The organism is Microbispora catharanthi (assembly GCF_006334915.2).
Classification (GTDB): Bacteria; Actinomycetota; Actinomycetes; order Streptosporangiales; family Streptosporangiaceae; genus Microbispora; species Microbispora catharanthi.
The window spans coordinates 1-16,628 of record NZ_VDMA02000025.1; the positions used below are offsets into that span (position 1 = coordinate 1).

Consider the following 16,628-nt stretch of genomic DNA (forward strand, 5'->3'; position numbering starts at 1 on the left):
GGTCACCCCATCCCTGGTGAACCCCGCATGGCCGAGGAGTTCGGCATCGCCAAGGGCACCGCACGCCGCGTCATCAACGAACTGCTCAAAGCCGGAGACGTCTACACCGTGCTCGGCAAGGGAACCTTCGTCGCCGACCCCGAGACCGGCGGCCCGCCCCGGAGAGACACCGAAGACGAGTGAAGGCCCCCGAACGAACCCGGGGGCCTTCAGCCTTCTATCGGTTGTCAGCGAGACGACGGAAGGCGCACCAAGCGTAGAGCCCACGGGCCGAGGGCAGTAGCGTTCCGCCGTGGCGCCGCCGGCCCAACCGCTTCGCGGCCCTTCGGGTGCCTACGGCATTGCGCCGGCCGCGCCACTCCCGCCCACACATCCCGCCGGTCAGGCAGACTGTCCCCGTTCACGGGCGATCCGGCGCGCGGTGGCGATGCGTTGCCGGATCAGCTCGGCCCACAGGTGTTCGCCGTTCCGGTAACCGCTCCCAGCGAAACGCCACTGACCGACCGTCACCGTCTCCCGCTCCTCACGAGGAGGCAGGCCCCGCCGTTCCCGCGCCCGCTCGGCCTGGTGATCGGCCCGCACCTGACGCAGCGCGCCGAGAGTGGTCGAGTAGTGGCGGCTCTTGGTCGAGAAGTGGCCCCGATACCCGAGCATGTGCGCCCACTGCCGCAACGGGATCAGCCGAAAGGCCGGATCGTTCACCAGGGCGAAGCAGGTGTAGATCATGCGCCGGGCATGCTCGGTCACGTCGAGCCGCGCAACGTCGGACACCTCCCGGATCGGCCGGTCCACGGTCCCGGCGGACTCGGCCCCCTTCGTCGCGTACTTGGCGATGTAGGCCGCCACCCGCTGATCCGCGATGCCCTCAAGCGAGGTCGCGACATAGATGGGATCCACGTCGAGCTGCGTCCCCCACCGGCCGACGAACACAGGGTCATCGTCCGGCACAGGGACCGAGACCGCAGCCGCGGTCTCCCGAATCGCCTCCTGGAGCACGGGCACGGTCGCCCAGCCCGGCGGACGATCGGACGGACCATCCGGTCCATCGAGACGGATCACCGCGTGAAAGTGGACCAGGCCCCGCACCTGATACTCGGCCACCTTGGCGTACGACAGCCGAAGCCGCCGCCGAAGCTCGGCCCGAGAGACGCCGAGATGCCGGGCGAAGGCCGCCGGTAGTGCCTGGGTGAAGCGCCGCCACAGCTCACCGGCATGGGCGTTCCACAGGACCGCGTCCCGGTAGTCGTAGCAGTCCACGCAGATCGGTTGCCCGACCTGGGGATCGTCGTCTCTGTGCCGGACCCCGCAGCCTTCCGGCCTGCCGTGCTCGCATACCGGGTTGTCCCGCCGGGGACGGCACGGCAGCACCTTGTCCCCCTTCACCCGGCGCGCGTGGACCGCACCGAACGAGGGGGCCGTGAACGTGGCGAACACGCGGGGATGGGCGCTCACGTCCTCGGGGACGCCCTTGCCACCGCGCAGGCCGGACAGGATCAGGTGATAGGTGTCGTCCCGGTAGACCTCCGAGCAGGCCGGGCACCGCGACGCGCGCCGGTTGCCGCACGCGGTCAGCAGGTAGCCGGTCGGCTCGTCGGCCGTCTGGTAGACGTCCAGCACCTCCAACCCTGAGTCGAAGGTGATCCGGCGTCCCTGTAGCCGGATCGGCTGGGCGCAGCCGCCCGTCGCGCGCACCATCTCCTGCCACCGGGCGAAGTCCGGCATGGCGGCGCGCTGGGCGGCGGCCAGCACATCGGGGGAGAGGGGAGGGAGTTCGCTCACGCGGCGTCCCTCCCGCTGTCGGAGGCGGTGTCGTGCGCGTCGCCGACGTACTCGGCACCGTGGATGGCGGCCAGCCGCCGCCACTTGTTGACGCCCCACCGGGGTGAGCGTTCGAGCTGCCGCTTGCACCACTCCTCAGCCAGCGCAGCCATTGGACCCAGTTCCTCGGGTACCAGCGGAGACCTCCTTTCCTCGTAGGAAGCCCCCTCGCGCGAACCCGGGAAAGACAAAGCACCAGCGCAGAGCAGACCGAAGGCAGGTCTGTAGTGCGGTGGTGCTTTCAGCGAGGCGATATGTGGAGTGTTTTATGCGACGGTGAACCGGTGAGCACGTCCAGGGGGCCTACCGCTGGGCCGGGTCCCTCCAGCGGAACGGCTTATCTGTTTCGTTGTTTGCCCGGTGGTTCCCCTGTGCTCGAATCTGTCGCGGCCGGTAGCTCGCTGTTGTGAACGTCTTTCCGCCCTGTCGGGGACGGAGCCCTTGCCCTTTCAGATGTACCACTCGGAGAACGTACCTATCCAGGTCAGCGTTCCGCGCATGGCCCTTCTCGGGACTGTCCACCGTTGTTCGCTGGCGTTCACTGGCGTCCATTGGCGTTCGCTGGCGTATGTCTGCGTAGGGAGCGGGGGAAGGCAGATGTCCCGCTGAGGTAAGGACGTCAGTCCTCCCGCCAGACGGGTTCGAGCGCGTTCGGGTCGAAGTTGCCCCACGACCCCATGCCCTTGCCCACGGGATGGACGATCACGGCGTGGAACGCCTCCATGACCATCGCGCGCTTCGTGCCCATGGAGAGGCCGCCCTGGTCCTCGGGGAGGTACCAGCGCCGCCGTATGTCGGCTCCGTCAACGATGCGCCGAGCCCGCTTGCGTTCCTTGGCCGCCGTGTACGCCTGGCCCTCCCGCCGCAACTCGTTGATTCGCTGCTCAAGCGACGGGACGAGCATGAAGAACAGCTCATTGCTGATCGTGCGCGCGTTCCACTGCCGGGTGAGTTCGGCAAGCTGCTCCTTCGTGTCTTTCAGCTCTTGCTCACCGGCCCACGGGACGTCCTCCGCGTCCGCGTCGGGGGACTCGTCGAGCTTCGCCAGGACCAGCTCGGATATGAACACGTCCACCCGGTCACCGCGCCGTCCGACGCCCCCGCATCCGCCGTCACTCGGTGCGGGACATACGTAGAGGTGAACCCCTCCGCGCGCCGGCCGAACCCGCAGGGGCGCGTTGCAGATGCCGGTCCCATCGCCCTTGGGCTTGCCGCACCGGAGGATGCCCGACAGGAGGTAGCGGTGCTCGCGCTGATCGAAGCGCATCCCCAGGGCCGCGTACTGATCGGCCTTCTCCCGCGAGGTGCGCTCGAAGGCGGCCCGCACGGCAAGTAGCTCGTCGGGGGTGATCAGGGCTTCCCACTTGCCCAGCACCGGATTGCCGTCCGCGTCACGAACCAGCTCACCGTTGATCTCCCGCCATCCGCAGAGCCGAGGACTGGACAGGGTGGCCCGCAGGGAACGGCGTGACCACTCGTTCCCCCGTGTCGTACGCACCCCGAGCTGCTGCCATTTCATGACGATCGCGCGCAGAGAGCCCCCGGCGATGATGGCGTCCACCGCCTCACGCAGCAGTGGCCCCTCTTCGGGATGGATGGTGACGCGATCGGCGAGCCAGCCGAAGGGACGAGGGCCACCCACCGGTACGCCCTGCTCGGCCCGCGCCCGGTGAGAGCGGCGCATGCGCCGCTGCATCTTCCGTACTTCCATCTTCGAGATCACGGCCCCGAACAGGCCCATGCTCTCGGTGTCCTCGCTGTAGAGGTCTTTCGGCCCGCGAGCGTCGGCGAAGACCCGCCCGTCGCGATAGGTGAAGGCTTCCACGAAGCGTTCGTAGTCGCCGGGACGGCGTGCCAGCCGATCCTCGGCGACGATCACCACACCTTCTATAGGTGCCCCGTCCGCGAGGCGTCCGGCGCGCAGCGCCTTGACCATGGCCTCGAAGGCGTCGCGTACGACGTTGGCCTTGGCGGCGGACTTGTCGTTGTCGGTGAACTCGTGGACGATCGTCCAGCCGAGCCGCCCGGCGGTCTCCCGGTTGACCTTGTGCTGATCCTGTACGCCGTGCTCGTCTCCCCGTCCGTCTGACGAGATGCGCGCGTACGAGACGACAGGTACAACCTCTGCCATGGGGGCCTCCTTGAAGTTTGCACTCCAAGGAAGGTTCTAACCATAGATCCCCCACTGAATGAAGTAGGCGACCCGCTTGTAGCGGTCCCCGCCGGTGGTGGCCTGGGCCGCCGCCGCCGCCGGCGCCAGCCCGGCCGCCAGGGTGGCGGCGACCGCCACGGCGAAGGTCCTTCTCATGAGCACGCCGGCCTCCGAGCGCCACTTATAGGAAAGTTTCCTGTAAATTGTCGCGATCGTAGACCCCGGTGATCAGGGCGTCAATGGGCAGCGCCCGTGTGACGGCGGACCGGAGACCGGGCCGGGGGCCGGCGCCGCGCGGCGCGACCACGCGGCCAAGGCCTCCATCCGCACCCCGCTCGGGCGCTGCCGGGCGAACGGTGACGGGTCAAGGATGCATGAGGAGCAGCGGGTCGCAGGTGTCGGTTCCGGCCAGCTGGGGGTTGTTCGGGTCCTTCAAGCCCTTCTCGCTGTTGATGATGTAATAGCCTCCGGCGGCCCGGGGTATCACGATCAGCGTTTGATACTGCATGAGCGCCTGAGCCTGGGCGGTGGTCCCTCCATGTCCAAGAGAGCGCTTCAGCATGGTCCTGAGCATGGCGAAGAGATTGTCGTGGTGGAATCCCGGCCAGATGAGCACTCGGTAGGTGTGTGGGATGATCCCGAGATTCTGGCTGAGGCCGCGGATCGACACGCGCGAGTTCGCCCAATTTGCCACGGTTCTGGCGGCCAAGTTGTCCTGGGCGGCGAGGTCATGCCAGGACTCCCATCGCGCCCGTGCCATATGAATGTGCAGCTGGTTGAAACCTCGGGCCTGCTTTGAATTGATTCCCAATCCCACGGGGGCGGGAACTACGGTGGGAGGCTTGGTGGCATAATAGTTCGCGGCACTCCAATAATTCGGCGCACTGCTGCCGCAGATCCAGGAACACTCGATGCCGCTGATCCGCTGAGTGGGGACGAGAATGTAGTTGGCGTACTTCTTCTTGCTCTTGGTGCCGCCCATCACCACGTAGTCGGCATGGTTCTGCCGGCAGGTGTTGTTACTGTGGCACTTCTGGCTGAGCCGCCAGAGAGAGTCCGAGTCGCCGATCTTGCCGCACTCCTTGGGGTCGGGCCCTTTGGCGAGTTCCAAAGAAGGCGCGGCCAACGCGTGCTCGGCACCGGAAAGAATGCCTACACCCGCGAGCACGCTGGTGCCCGCCAGGCTGGAGAACTGGATGAACCGGCGTCGCGTCAGCTCGCTCGCCTCGTCGTTCGCCCGGTCGCTGTCACGCATGATTACCCCCGATAACCCGCACCCTGAAGCCGCCTGTCACGATCTGTGCATGCACTGCGGCTCCGGTCGTCTGTGAGACCGGATTCAAAGATCGGCGCACTCGGCCGGGTTGATCCCCTTTCTGGCGGCCGGTAAAAGCCGCTGGCGTAGCCTTGAATTTCTCCTGGAAAGATCGAAACACTGCCCCCGGGTGCTTCGGGAATCGCCGGATGTTCCGCTCCCGGGCGTGCACGGCGACTGACCTCGAAGAAGGCAGTCATTTGTCATGGAGTTGCGCGGCGGCCGGGCGGACGCGCATTAGAATAATCGGCCACGACAAACTCTGTGATATTCGGATGAGTGCGACAAAGGTGGATAGGGTGGCGATTTACTGATGGGGATTGGTCTGGGATCCGAGTGACCGGGGGCGTCGGGGGCAGGGCGCGAGTGGCGGCAGACTGGAGAGCGTGCCTTCAGTACTTCCCGACGGCGATCCCGTCCCCGTGAGCGGCGAGCTGCCGTCCGAGGCTCTCGACGGGCTCGGCTCCCGTCCGTTCGGCTTCTACGTCCACGTGCCGTTCTGCGCGACGCGCTGCGGCTACTGCGACTTCAACACCTACACGGCGGCCGAGCTGGGCCCCGGCGCCGCGCAGCGCGACTACGCCGCCACCGCGGTCGAGGAGATACGGCTCGCCCGGCGCGTGCTGGGAGACGCCGCGCCGCCCGTGGAGACCGTCTTCTTCGGCGGAGGCACTCCGACCCTGCTGCCCGCCGCCGACCTCGTACTGATCCTCGACGCGATCGGCGAGGAGTTCGGCCTACGGCCGGACGCCGAGGTGACGACCGAGGCCAACCCCGAGTCGGTGGACCCGACCTACTTGAAGGAGCTGCGGGCGGGCGGGTTCACCCGCGTGAGCTTCGGCATGCAGAGCGCGGGCGAGCACGTCCTCGCCGTACTCGACCGGCGGCACACCCCCGGCCGGCCCGCCGAGGCCGTACGGGAGGCCCGAGCGGCCGGGTTCGAGCACGTCAACCTCGATCTGATCTACGGCACGCCGGGGGAGAGCGACGACGACTGGCGGGCCTCGCTGGAGGCCGCGCTGGCCGCCGGGCCCGACCACGTCTCGGCGTACTCCCTGATCGTCGAGGACGGCACCCGGCTCGCCGCCCGGATCCGACGCGGCGAGCTGCCGATGCCGGACGACGACGTGGCGGCCGACCGCTACCTGATCGCCGAGGAGCTGCTGACGGCCGCGGGCCTGAGCTGGTACGAGATCTCCAACTGGGCGGCGGGAGACGAGGCCCGCTGCCGCCACAACCTGCTGTACTGGACCGGCGGCGACTGGTGGGGGGCCGGACCGGGGGCGCACAGTCACGTCGGCGGCACCCGCTGGTGGAACGTCAAGCACCCCGCGGCGTACGCCGCCCGCCTCGCGGCCGGGACCTCGCCCGCGCACGCCCGTGAGGTGCTGCCGGCGGAGGACAGGGCCGTCGAGCGGGTAATGCTGGAGCTGCGCCTCGCCTCGGGCTTCCCGCTCGCCGACCTCGCCCCCCAGGCGCGTACGGCGTGCGCGCGGGCGCTGGCGGACGGGCTGCTGGAGGTGGAGGCGTTCAAGGCGGGCCTCGCCGTGCTCACGCTGCGCGGCAGGCTGCTCGCCGACGCCGTGGTGCGGGACCTGACCGTCTAAGCCGGAGCCGTGACGAAGTCGATCAGTTCCTCCACGCGGCCGAGCAGTTCGGGCTCCAGGTCGGCGTAGGTCGTGACCCGGCCCAGGATGTGCCGCCACGCCTCCTGGGGGTCCATCCGCCAGCCGAGGGCCGCGATCACGCCCTCCTTCCAGGGCACCCCGCGTGGCACGTCCGGCCAGGCGGGGATGCCGAGCACCCGGGGCTTGACCGCCTGCCAGATGTCCACGAACGGATGCCCGACGACGAGCACGTCGTCGCCGGACACCCGGGCGGCGATGCGGCTCTCCTTCGAGCCGGGCACCAGGTGGTCCACGAGCACGCCGAGCCGCCTGCCCGGCTCGGGGCCGAACTCCTCGACGATGGCCGGGAGGTCGTCCACGCCCTCCAGGTATTCGACGACGACCCCCTCCACCCGCAGGTCGTGTCCCCAGATCCGCTCCACCAGCGAGGCGTCGTGGACGCCCTCGACGTAGATGCGGCTCTCCCTGGCGACCTGCGCGCGCAGGCCCCCGACCGCGATCGACCCCGAGGCGCTCCGCAGCGGCCCCTTCGGACCGGCCTGGGGGCGCACCAGCGTCACCGGTTCGCCGTCGAGGAGGAATCCGGCGGGCGTCAGCGGGAACACCCGCCGCCGGCCGAACCGGTCCTCCAGCGTCACGGCCTCCTTGTCGCAGGCCACCACCGCGCCGCAGAAGCGGCCCTCGGCGTCCTCGACCACGAGGTCGGGCTCGGCCGGGATCTCGGGGATCTGCCCCCGCCGTGGCCGCCGCCAGTCTCCGGAAAGCACGTCCCGCCCGTACATGCGGGGAACGCTAGCAAATCACGCCAGGCGACGGCGGGCCGCGGAGCGCCGCGCGAGCACGACGATCGTCACGATCAGCGCGGCCAGGAAGCCGACGGTGGGCAGCGCCAGCAGCGCGACGGCGCCGCCCACCAGCATGCCGACCGCGCCGGTGAGCTGCTTGCCGACGCCGAACCGCACCCCGTCGCCCTCGCAGGCGAGCTGGTAGGTGCCCGCCTCGGGGACGCCGGCCTCGAACATCAGCTCCCAGGTCGTGCCGTTCAGCGTGACGGTCTGCGAGACGGCCGGCCGGGTCAGCCGCACCCGCGGGTCGGCGCCGTCGCCGAGCTGACAGCGGACGTCGGTGGGCTGGTCGACGGCCGCGTAGATCGCCGGCTTGTCCGCGGGATCGAGCGCGACGTTCACCGACTGCCCACCGGAGAAGATCGTGGCGGGCGCGGCGTCGCCGAGCGTGGAGAACAGGCCGCCGGCGAACCCGCCGACGCCCGCCACCACCAGGACGACGAAGAGCGCCCAGGAGAGGAAGATCCACAGCAGCCGGGGCCGGATCGGCCGGGGGGCGGCGTACACCGGGGGAAAGGGGTGCGGCATCCGCAAGGTCGCGTCAGCCGGTGCCGAGGGCATGGGGCGGGGCACCCGCATGGTCACGTCGGCCGGCGTGGAGGTCTGATTCTCGTGCATGGGTGAAGAGTCGACCATGCGGCTTGTGGTCGATTTGCAGCTCGCTTGTCCTGGTGCCCTGCGTCGTCTTGGTGCCCCCTGCGTTATCGCACCACGTGGGGTGGTAGCCGTACACTTGGCACTCGGGAACACAGAGTGCCAGAGTCGGTGTTTCCACGCACAGGGAGGTGACGATTGCTCGACGACCGCAAGCTCGCCGTCCTGCGCGCCATCGTCGAGGACTACGTGTCCACCAACGAGCCGGTGGGATCCAAGGCCCTGGTGGACAGGCACAACCTCGGCGTCTCCCCGGCGACGATCCGCAACGACATGGCGGCGCTGGAGGAGCAGGGATACATCACCCAGCCGCACACCAGTGCCGGCAGGGTGCCGACCGACAAGGGATATCGCCTGTTCGTCGATCGGCTGTCGCAGATCAAGCCACTGTCCGGCGCGGAGCGCAGGGCCATCGAGACCTTTCTCGCCGGGGCCGTGGACCTCGACGAGATCGTCATGCGCACGGTGCGGCTGCTCGCGCAGCTCACCCGGCAGGTCGCGGTGGTCCAGTACCCCTCGCTCACCAGGTCGTCGGTCCGTCACGTGGAGATCGTCCCGCTCGCGGAGCGCCGGGTCATGCTGGTGCTGATCACGAACACCGGACGGGTCGAGCAGCGGGTGGTCGACCTGCCGGAGGCCATCGGCGACGACCGGATCGCGAACCTGCGCGCCGTGCTCAACGCGTGCCTGGACGGCTGCGGCCTGTCCCAGGTGCCGGAGACCGTGGCCGACATTCCCGAACGCCTGCCTCCCGAGGACAGGCCGGTGGCGGCCACGATCCTGTCCGTGCTGCTCGAGACGCTCGTCGAACGGCACGAGGAGAAGATCGTTTTTGGTGGGACGGCCAACCTCGCCGCCGCCGACCTCAGCATCGGCCTGCGGGACGTGCTGGAGGCGCTGGAGGAGCAGGTCGTCCTCATTCGCCTGCTGGGGGAAACCGGCGGGCTGTCCGAACTGACCGTCCGCATCGGATCCGAGAACCCCTACAGCGGGCTGCGCGGCACATCTATCGTGGCCGCGGGATACGGTTCGGGCGACAGAGAACTGGCCCGGCTCGGAGTGCTGGGCCCGACACGAATGGACTATCCGGTGACGATGGGTGCGGTGCGCGCGGTGGCGCGTTACGTCGGCCAGATCCTGGCGGGGTCATAAGTGTCCAACGACTACTACGCGACCCTTGGCGTACGGCGCGACGCCAGCCAGGAAGAGATCAAGAAGGCATATCGCCGTCTCGCCCGTGAGCTGCACCCGGACGTCAACCCCGATCCGGAGACCCAGGAGCGGTTCAAGGAGATCAACCAGGCGTACGAGGTGCTGTCCGACGCGGGCAAGCGCCGCATGTACGACATGGGCGCCGACCCGTTCGGCGGCGGCGGCGCGGGGCCGGGGGCCGGCGGTTTCGGCGCGGGCTTCCCGTTCAGCGACATCATGGACGCCTTCTTCGGCTCGGCGGGCGCCGCGCGGGGGCCCCGCTCCCGCGCCCGCCGTGGCCGCAACGCCACCATCAGGGTCGAGCTCGACCTGTCGGAGACGGCCTTCGGCACGACCCGCGAGATCGTGGTCGACACGGCCGTGGTCTGCGAGGTCTGCCAGGGCTCCGGGGCGGCGTCCGGCACCCACCCCGACACCTGCGACATGTGCCACGGGCGCGGCGAGGTCTCGCAGGTGACCCGTTCGTTCCTCGGCCAGGTCATGACCTCCCGTCCCTGCCCCCAATGCGGCGGGTACGGCAGCGTCATCCGGCACCCCTGCATGGAGTGCTCGGGCGAGGGACGGGTCAGGACCCGGCGCACGATCAAGGTCAGGATCCCGGCCGGCGTCGAGGACGGCACGCACATCCAGCTCGCGGGCGAGGGCGAGGTCGGCCCCGGCGGCGGGCCTCCCGGCGACCTGTTCCTGGAGATCGTCGAGCGGCCGCACCAGATCTTCGAGCGACGCGGCGACGACCTGCACTGCACGGTCCACATCCCGATGACCGCCGCCGCGCTCGGCACCTCGATCGCGATCGAGACGCTCGACGGGGCCGAGGACATCGACGTGCGGCCCGGCACCCAGGCCGGCCAGGTCATCCCCCTGTACGGCAAGGGCGTCCAGCGGCTCAACGAGACCGGCAGGGGCGACCTGCTGATCCACGTGAACGTCGAGACGCCGACCAAGCTCGACCCGCAGCAGGAGGAACTGCTGCGCGAGCTGTCGAAACTGCGTGGAGAGGAACGGCCGCCAGGCAAGTTCTCGCCGGGCCAGCAGGGCTTCTTCTCCCGCCTGCGGGACGCCTTCAACGGCCGCTGAGCTGATCGCATGAGTGTTCCCGTGTTCCTGTCGGACGCGGCCGGCCAGGCGGCGGACACGATCGTCCTCGACGGGCCGGAGGGGCGGCACGCCGCCGCCGTACGCCGCCTGCGGCCGGGGGAGCGGATCGACCTGACCGACGGCGCGGGGCGGGTGGCCGAGTGCACGGTCACAGCGGCCGGCAAGGACTCGCTGACCGCCGAGGTGCTGCGCCGGTTCGAGGTCCCGCCGCCCCGCCCGAGGCTGGTGGTCGTCCAGGGCCTGCCCAAGGGCGACCGGGGCGAGCTCGCGGTCGAGATGATGACCGAGGCGGGGGTCGACGTGATCGTCCCCTGGGCCGCCTCCCGCTGCGTGACCCAGTGGAAGGGCGACCGGTCCGCCAAGGCCCTCGCCCGCTGGCGCGGCACGGCACGCGAGGCGGCCAAGCAGGCCCGGCGCTTCCACCTGCCCGAGGTGACCGAGCAGGCCACGACCGCGGCGGTCGGCTCGCTCGTCTCGGCGGCGGCGCTCGCGGTCGTCCTGCACGAGGAGGCCGCCGAGCCGCTGAGCCGCCTGCCCCTGCCGGAGGAGCCGGGCGACATCGTGATGGTCGTCGGCCCGGAGGGCGGCGTCACCGACGAGGAGATCGCCACGTTGCGGGCCGCGGGAGCCACGCCGGCCCTGCTGGGGCCGACGGTGCTGCGGACCTCGACGGCGGGCGTGGCCGCGGCGGCCGTCCTGCTGTCCCGCTGCGGCCGCTGGTGAGAGCTAGCCGAGGAAGCTCACCTCGGGGAACGCGTGATCACGTCGAGGACGAACCGCAGGTCCGCCACCCTGACGTCGAGGGCCTTCATCGCGTCGTCCATGCTGTCCGCCCGCACCCTGGCGCGCTCCAGCCGTCCGCGGGGGAACTCGACGGCGGACGCCTCGTAGGTGTGATCGACCGTGACGACCACGTAGCCGCGCGAGGCCAGGTCCTCCGCCGCGAGCGTGCCCAGCGAGCGCGGCACCATGTAGCCGGGGGAGTAGAGCACCACCGGGTAGCCGCCGGCTCTCGGCCGTACGGGCGCGTCCAGGCGGGCGTGCGTGCGGGTCGCCGCCCAGTCCACCTGGCCTGGCCGGACGCCGAGGAGGGCGGGCGCCGACGTGGCGTCGAGGTCGGCGGCGACCAGCGGCGGCCGATTCCAACGAGGAGGCGCGACGCCCTCCGGCCGTGTGACGATCTCCCGGTGCGACCCCCGGTGATCGGGCGAGCACCGGTCATACCTCAGGATGACCGGCGGGCCGGGTCAGGGTGAGGGCGTCTCGGTCGCCGAGTCGAGCGTGGCCGTCTCCGTGGGCGTCGCGCTCGGGGTGACCGTGGGCGCGGACGTCGTGGGCGGAGCCGTCGAGGGACGGCGCGAGGCCGAGGGCTTCACCGTGGGCGGCTGCGTCACCGACGTCGGCGAGCACGTCGGGGAGAGGGCCCCGTCGGGCTCGATCACCCCGGGCTGGGGGGTGGGCGTGACGCAGGGATCGGACGGCGAGGGCGACGGCCGGGTGGTCACGCCCACCTTGTGGGTCGGGGACGGGGCGGGCCGTCCGCGGGACGGGCTCGGGGTGACGGGCACGATCACGACCGGATGCGAGGGCGCCGGGTTGGGCGGCCGGTTCACCGACGAGGTGTCCCTCTCGTCCTCGCGCTCGTCGCCGGCGGGGGCGATGCCCGTGGACTGGGCCACCTGGTCGCGCAGGCCGGGGACGACCATCACGACCGTGCCCGCTACGAGCACGGCCCCTGCGGCGGCCGCTCCGACACGCCACCACAGCATGTTCCGCAGGCCGCGCAGACCGCGCTGGTCGATCCGCCCGCGGATGATTTCGAGTCCTTCGGGAGACGGCACGACCGAGTCCGCCTCCGCGCGCAGGGCACGGCGGAGCAACTCGCCGTACTCGTCGTCGGGAGGGAAGGTCATGAGAACTGCTCCAGTGCCATCCGTAGTGCGGCCATGCCGCGGGCCGTGTGACTCTTCACGGCGCCCTTGCTGATCCCCATCGCGTGTGCGATCTCGGCCTCCGACAGGTCGCCGTAGTAGCGCAGCACCAGCGCCTCGCGCTGGCGGGTCGGTAAGCCGCGGAGCGCCTCGATGACGGCCGAACGCTCCAGTTCACCGATCGCGCCGTTCTCCGCGCTCGGCGCGTCCGGCAGCCCCTTGGGCGCGTACTTCTCGACGACCGCGCGGTGCCGCAGCACGGAACGCGATCGGTTCACGACCGATTGACGAAGGTAGGCCAGTGCCTTGTCGGTGTCTCTCAGCCTGCGCCAGGCGCCATGAAGGGCGACGAACGCGTCCTGAACGACCTCTTCCGCGCTGGCCACGTCACGCACCAGCAGCACGGCGAGACGCACCAGTGACCGATAGTGAGCGCTGTAGAGCGCCGTAACGGCCATGTCGGCATCCCACCCGACGGGCACCGTCCCCAACGACCTGTCGGCCACGAGGGTCTCGGTGGTCACATCAATAGGACGCTCGTCATCCCCGGGGGGTTTACGTTCTTCCGAATCATGAGGGGGCATGGCCCAGCGGTGTCCTCGCCCGACACTAGGGGGGGTTTTCTGGTGCAGTCTCGCACACTCACACTAGCCGGGGGGATCATTGCAGTCATCAACTACCGCCAACGGCTAGGCTTTCGCGCGTGAGCGACTGCCTCTTCTGCAAGATCGTGGCCAAGGAGGTCCCGGCGGACATCGTCCTGGAGGCCGGGCGGGCGCTGGCCTTCCGCGACGTCAACCCGCAGGCCCCCACCCACGTCCTCGTCGTGCCCAAGGCCCACCACGAGAACGCCGCCGTGCTGGCGGCGGCCGACGACGGCCTGGCCGACGACCTGCTCAAGGCCTGCCACGCGGTGGCCGTGCAGGAGGGTGTGGCCGAGACCGGTTACCGGATCGTGTTCAACACCGGGCCGGGGGCCGGGCAGACGGTCTTCCACGTCCACGCGCACGTCCTCGGCGGCCGAGGCCTCACCTGGCCCCCCGGCTGAGCGGCTAAAGTGGGGAGGGAACTAGGGAGGCGATCAGGGCCGCAAGGGCCGCCCATGTCCGAGTCACAGCACATCCACAAGACCCAGGCCAAGGTAGTCATCCCCGAGGGGCAGCCGATGGTCAGCCTCCTCGGGTCGGGTGACGAGCTGCTGCGGGTCATCGAGGGCGCCTTCAGCGCCGACATTCACGTGCGGGGCAACGAGATCACGATCACCGGCAGTCCCGAGGAGAGCGGCGTCGTCGTCCGCCTCTTCGAGGAGCTGGTGGAGTTGGTCGGCTCGGGTGCCGAGCTGTCCCCCGACGCGGTCGAGCGCAGCATCCACATGCTGCGGCAGGCCACCGACCGTCCGGCCGAGGTCCTGTCCCTGGACATTCTGTCCTCGCGGGGCCGCACCATCCGCCCGAAGACGGTCAACCAGAAGCGGTACGTCGACGCGATCGACAGGCACACCATCGTCTTCGGTATCGGCCCCGCCGGCACCGGCAAGACGTACCTGGCGATGGCGAAGGCCGTGAAGGCCCTGCAGAACAAGCGGGTCAACCGGATCATCCTCACCCGCCCCGCCGTCGAGGCGGGGGAGCGGCTCGGCTTCCTGCCCGGCACGCTCTACGAGAAGATCGATCCGTACCTGCGGCCGCTGTACGACGCGCTGCACGACATGCTCGACCCCGATTCGATCCCCCGCCTGATGTCGGCCGGGACGATCGAGGTCGCGCCGCTCGCCTACATGCGCGGCCGGACGCTCAACGACGCCTTCATCATCCTGGACGAGGCGCAGAACACCTCGCCCGAGCAGATGAAGATGTTCCTGACCAGGCTCGGGTTCAACTCGAAGATCGTGGTCACCGGCGACGTGACCCAGATCGACCTGCCCGGCGGCCAGGACAGCGGCCTGAAGGTCGTGCAGCACATCCTCGAAGGCATCGAGGACATCCATTTCAGCAGGCTGACCAGCGCCGACGTCGTACGGCACAAGCTGGTGAGCGACATCGTCGACGCCTACGGCCGTTACGACGCCGCGATGGCGTCGGAGCCGCGCGCGATCAACAAGCGGCCGCGGAACAACCGGCGGTGAGCGCGACCATGACGGGTGAGGAGACCCCGTGAGCATCGAGGTGGCCAACGAGTCCGGCGTCGAGGTCGACGAGTCGGCGCTGGTCGAGCTGGCCGGGCACGTCCTCGGCCGGATGGGGATCAACCCGCTGGCCGAGCTGTCGATCCTGGTGATCGACGAGGCGGCGATGGCCGAGCTGCATGAGCAGTGGATGGGGGAGCCGGGCCCGACCGACGTGCTGGCCTTCCCCATGGACGAGTTGCGGCCCAACGTCGGCGGCCGGGACGAGGACGCGTCCCCCGACCCGGCGCTGCTCGGCGACGTGGTGCTGTGCCCCCAGGTGGCGGCCAAGCAGGCCGCCGAGGCCGGGCACAGCGCGCAGGACGAGCTGGAGCTGCTGTGCACGCACGGCATCCTGCACCTGCTCGGCTACGACCACGCCGAGCCCGAGGAGCACGCCGAGATGTTCGGGCTGCAGGACGAACTGCTCGGCGCCTGGCGGGAGGTGCGGCGTAAGCCGTGAACAACGGCTGGCTGCTCTCCGCCGTCTTCCTGATCGTGGCCGGCGGCCTGCTGGCGAGCGCGGAGACGGCGCTGACCCGCATCTCCAGGGTGCGCGCGGAGGAGTTCGTCAAGGAGGGCCGGCGCGGCGCGGTGCGGCTGCAGGCGATCGTCGCCGACCCGCCGCGCTACCTCAACCTGGTGCTCCTGCTGCGTCTGAGCTGTGAGCTCGTCGCGACGGTGATCACGACGCTGCTGTTCATCGACTGGCTCGGCGACCGCGGGCAGGCGTACGCCCTGGCGGCCGTGGTGATGATCCTGGTGAGCTACGTCATCGTCGGGGTCATGCCGCGTACGCTCGGCCGCCAGCACGCCGAGCCGGTGGCGCTGGCGAGCGCGCCCATCGTGTACGGCCTGACCCGGATCTTCGGCCCGCTGCCCGAACTGCTGATCCTGCTGGGCAACGCGCTCACCCCGGGCAAGGGCTTCCGCGAGGGCCCGTTCACCTCCGAGGCCGAGCTGCGCGACCTGGTCGACCTGGCCGAGCAGCGCCGGGTCATCGAGCCCGACGAGCGGGAGATGATCCACTCGGTCTTCGAGCTCGGCGACACGCTGGTGCGCGAGGTCATGGTGCCGCGCACCGACATGGTCTTCATCGAGCGCGGCAAGACGCTGAGCCAGGCGCTCTCGCTGGCCCTGCGCAGCGGGTTCTCCCGCATCCCGGTGGTGGGTGAGAACGAGGACGACGTGGTGGGCATCGCCTACCTCAAGGACATCGTCCGCCGCATCCAGGACACCGGCGACGGCGGCGTGCGGGTGGACGAGCTCATGCGCCCCGCGACGTACGTGCCGGAGAGCAAGCCGATCGACGAGCTGCTGCGCGAGATGCAGGCGCGGCAGATCCACCTCGCCATCGTCATCGACGAGTACGGCGGCACCGCCGGCCTCGTCACCATCGAGGACGTCATCGAGGAGATCGTCGGCGAGATCGCCGACGAGTACGACCAGGAGGCCCCGCGGGTCGAATGGCTGGACGACGGGGCGGTCCGGGTGACCGCACGGCTCCCGGTCGACGAGCTCGGCGAGCTGTTCGACGCCGAGATCGAGGTCGAGGACGTCGACACGGTCGGCGGCCTGCTGGCGCACGCCCTGGGCCGGGTGCCGATCGCGGGCTCGGAGGCGGTGGTCGGCGGCCTGCGCCTGACGGCCGAGAACCTGGCGGGACGCCGCAACCGCATCAGCACGGTCGTCGTGCGCCGCGAGGAGCCCGCGACGGGCGACGAGGTCGTGGCCGCCGGCGCCGACCACGAGTGATCCGTCGCCGTCGGGGACTGCAAGCGTCTTTCAACCGAGCTGCAAGCGGGCCCGGC

General features: G+C 70.1%; 18 protein-coding genes and 1 pseudogene. 9 read left to right on the forward strand and 10 right to left on the reverse strand.

Annotated features, from left to right (window positions below; all coding sequences use genetic code 11):
• Nucleotides 1-183 (forward strand): annotated as a pseudogene (locus tag FH610_RS34630) (GntR family transcriptional regulator); the annotation flags it as partial.
• A 198-nt stretch (nt 184-381) separates the two neighbouring features.
• On the opposite strand, the gene FH610_RS34635 reads toward FH610_RS34630, so the two are convergent.
• The 5 genes from FH610_RS34635 to FH610_RS34645 all read right to left on the reverse strand — a co-directional run bounded on the left by FH610_RS34635 (nt 382) and on the right by FH610_RS34645 (nt 5,225).
• On the reverse strand, nt 382-1,779 hold the full coding sequence (locus FH610_RS34635) for a replication initiator (protein ID WP_240809377.1): 1,398 nt from the start codon (nt 1,777-1,779) through the stop codon (nt 382-384).
• Nucleotides 1,776-1,931, reverse strand: a complete 156-nt coding sequence (locus tag FH610_RS43050) for a hypothetical protein (protein WP_161628146.1) — start codon at nt 1,929-1,931, stop codon at nt 1,776-1,778. Before FH610_RS43050 ends, FH610_RS34635 begins: the two co-directional genes overlap by 4 nt.
• Before the next feature lie 506 nt (nt 1,932-2,437).
• The gene (locus FH610_RS34640) at nt 2,438-3,949 is read right to left on the reverse strand and encodes a recombinase family protein (protein WP_139579465.1); all 1,512 of its coding nucleotides are present in this window, start codon (nt 3,947-3,949) and stop codon (nt 2,438-2,440) included.
• A gap of 36 nt (nt 3,950-3,985) precedes the next feature.
• Entirely contained in the window at nt 3,986-4,132 is a 147-nt protein-coding gene (locus FH610_RS43055) for a hypothetical protein (protein ID WP_161628147.1), read from the reverse strand.
• A 202-nt stretch (nt 4,133-4,334) separates the two neighbouring features.
• Nucleotides 4,335-5,225, reverse strand: coding sequence for a CDP-diacylglycerol diphosphatase (locus tag FH610_RS34645; protein ID WP_139579466.1), 891 nt, complete (start codon nt 5,223-5,225; stop codon nt 4,335-4,337).
• Between the two features lie 446 nt (nt 5,226-5,671).
• On the opposite strand from FH610_RS34645, the gene hemW reads away from it, so the two are divergent.
• A complete protein-coding gene (gene hemW, locus FH610_RS34650) occupies nt 5,672-6,892 on the forward strand; it encodes a radical SAM family heme chaperone HemW (RefSeq protein ID WP_139579467.1) in 1,221 nt (406 codons plus the stop codon).
• Here hemW and FH610_RS34655 read toward each other — a convergent pair.
• Both FH610_RS34655 and FH610_RS34660 read right to left on the reverse strand, forming a co-directional pair.
• Complete coding sequence (locus tag FH610_RS34655) at nt 6,889-7,695, reverse strand: DUF3097 domain-containing protein (protein WP_139579468.1); 807 nt, start codon at nt 7,693-7,695, stop codon at nt 6,889-6,891. The two genes, hemW and FH610_RS34655, sit on opposite strands and share 4 nt — an antisense overlap.
• An 18-nt stretch (nt 7,696-7,713) precedes the next feature.
• Nucleotides 7,714-8,376 (reverse strand): hypothetical protein, encoded by a 663-nt coding sequence (locus FH610_RS34660; protein WP_139579469.1) that lies wholly within the window; start codon nt 8,374-8,376, stop codon nt 7,714-7,716.
• Nucleotides 8,377-8,550: 174 nt separating this feature from the next.
• On the opposite strand from FH610_RS34660, the gene hrcA reads away from it, so the two are divergent.
• The 3 genes from hrcA to FH610_RS34675 are packed head-to-tail and all read left to right on the forward strand — an operon-like array spanning nt 8,551 to nt 11,445.
• The gene (gene hrcA, locus FH610_RS34665) at nt 8,551-9,564 is read left to right on the forward strand and encodes a heat-inducible transcriptional repressor HrcA (RefSeq protein ID WP_139579470.1); all 1,014 of its coding nucleotides are present in this window, start codon (nt 8,551-8,553) and stop codon (nt 9,562-9,564) included.
• On the forward strand, nt 9,565-10,701 hold the full coding sequence (gene dnaJ / locus FH610_RS34670; RefSeq protein ID WP_139579471.1) for a molecular chaperone DnaJ: 1,137 nt from the start codon (nt 9,565-9,567) through the stop codon (nt 10,699-10,701).
• 9 nt (nt 10,702-10,710) lie between these two features.
• The gene (locus FH610_RS34675) at nt 10,711-11,445 is read left to right on the forward strand and encodes a 16S rRNA (uracil(1498)-N(3))-methyltransferase (RefSeq protein ID WP_139579472.1); all 735 of its coding nucleotides are present in this window, start codon (nt 10,711-10,713) and stop codon (nt 11,443-11,445) included.
• Between the two features lie 17 nt (nt 11,446-11,462).
• Here the strand turns inward: FH610_RS34675 and FH610_RS34680 are convergent, their stop codons facing one another.
• The 3 genes from FH610_RS34680 to FH610_RS34690 form a co-directional block, all read right to left on the reverse strand.
• Nucleotides 11,463-11,789: an alpha/beta hydrolase gene (locus tag FH610_RS34680; RefSeq protein ID WP_240809378.1), complete on the reverse strand. Its 327-nt coding sequence runs from the start codon at nt 11,787-11,789 to the stop codon at nt 11,463-11,465.
• A 180-nt stretch (nt 11,790-11,969) separates the two neighbouring features.
• Nucleotides 11,970-12,635, reverse strand: a complete 666-nt coding sequence (locus FH610_RS34685) for a hypothetical protein (protein WP_139579474.1) — start codon at nt 12,633-12,635, stop codon at nt 11,970-11,972.
• The gene (locus FH610_RS34690; RefSeq protein WP_111697223.1) at nt 12,632-13,111 is read right to left on the reverse strand and encodes a SigE family RNA polymerase sigma factor; all 480 of its coding nucleotides are present in this window, start codon (nt 13,109-13,111) and stop codon (nt 12,632-12,634) included. Before FH610_RS34690 ends, FH610_RS34685 begins: the two co-directional genes overlap by 4 nt.
• 245 nt (nt 13,112-13,356) lie before the next feature.
• On the opposite strand from FH610_RS34690, the gene FH610_RS34695 reads away from it, so the two are divergent.
• The 4 genes from FH610_RS34695 to FH610_RS34710 are packed head-to-tail and all read left to right on the forward strand — an operon-like array spanning nt 13,357 to nt 16,572.
• Nucleotides 13,357-13,701, forward strand: a complete 345-nt coding sequence (locus FH610_RS34695; RefSeq protein WP_139579475.1) for a histidine triad nucleotide-binding protein — start codon at nt 13,357-13,359, stop codon at nt 13,699-13,701.
• A 54-nt stretch (nt 13,702-13,755) separates the two neighbouring features.
• Nucleotides 13,756-14,778 carry a PhoH family protein gene (locus FH610_RS34700; RefSeq protein ID WP_139579476.1) on the forward strand — a complete coding sequence of 341 codons (1,023 nt, stop codon included), beginning with the start codon at nt 13,756-13,758 and terminating at the stop codon, nt 14,776-14,778.
• Between the two features lie 28 nt (nt 14,779-14,806).
• Nucleotides 14,807-15,280: an rRNA maturation RNase YbeY gene (ybeY, locus tag FH610_RS34705; protein WP_079312172.1), complete on the forward strand. Its 474-nt coding sequence runs from the start codon at nt 14,807-14,809 to the stop codon at nt 15,278-15,280.
• Nucleotides 15,277-16,572 carry a hemolysin family protein gene (locus FH610_RS34710; protein WP_139579477.1) on the forward strand — a complete coding sequence of 432 codons (1,296 nt, stop codon included), beginning with the start codon at nt 15,277-15,279 and terminating at the stop codon, nt 16,570-16,572. The genes ybeY and FH610_RS34710 overlap by 4 nt, the downstream gene beginning before the upstream one ends.
• Nucleotides 16,573-16,628: the final 56 nt, after the last annotated feature.

Coding starts and splice junctions, on each gene's coding strand:
- FH610_RS43050 (WP_161628146.1), bottom strand. CDS start 1,931: ATGGCTGCGCTGGCTGAGGAGTGGTGCAAGCGGCAGCTCGAACGCTCA.
- FH610_RS34640 (WP_139579465.1), bottom strand. CDS start 3,949: ATGGCAGAGGTTGTACCTGTCGTCTCGTACGCGCGCATCTCGTCAGAC.
- FH610_RS34645 (WP_139579466.1), bottom strand. CDS start 5,225: ATGCGTGACAGCGACCGGGCGAACGACGAGGCGAGCGAGCTGACGCGA.
- FH610_RS34655 (WP_139579468.1), bottom strand. CDS start 7,695: ATGTACGGGCGGGACGTGCTTTCCGGAGACTGGCGGCGGCCACGGCGG.
- FH610_RS34660 (WP_139579469.1), bottom strand. CDS start 8,376: ATGCACGAGAATCAGACCTCCACGCCGGCCGACGTGACCATGCGGGTG.
- FH610_RS34675 (WP_139579472.1), top strand. CDS start 10,711: ATGAGTGTTCCCGTGTTCCTGTCGGACGCGGCCGGCCAGGCGGCGGAC.
- FH610_RS34685 (WP_139579474.1), bottom strand. CDS start 12,635: ATGACCTTCCCTCCCGACGACGAGTACGGCGAGTTGCTCCGCCGTGCC.
- FH610_RS34690 (WP_111697223.1), bottom strand. CDS start 13,111: ATGGCCGTTACGGCGCTCTACAGCGCTCACTATCGGTCACTGGTGCGT.
- FH610_RS34700 (WP_139579476.1), top strand. CDS start 13,756: ATGTCCGAGTCACAGCACATCCACAAGACCCAGGCCAAGGTAGTCATC.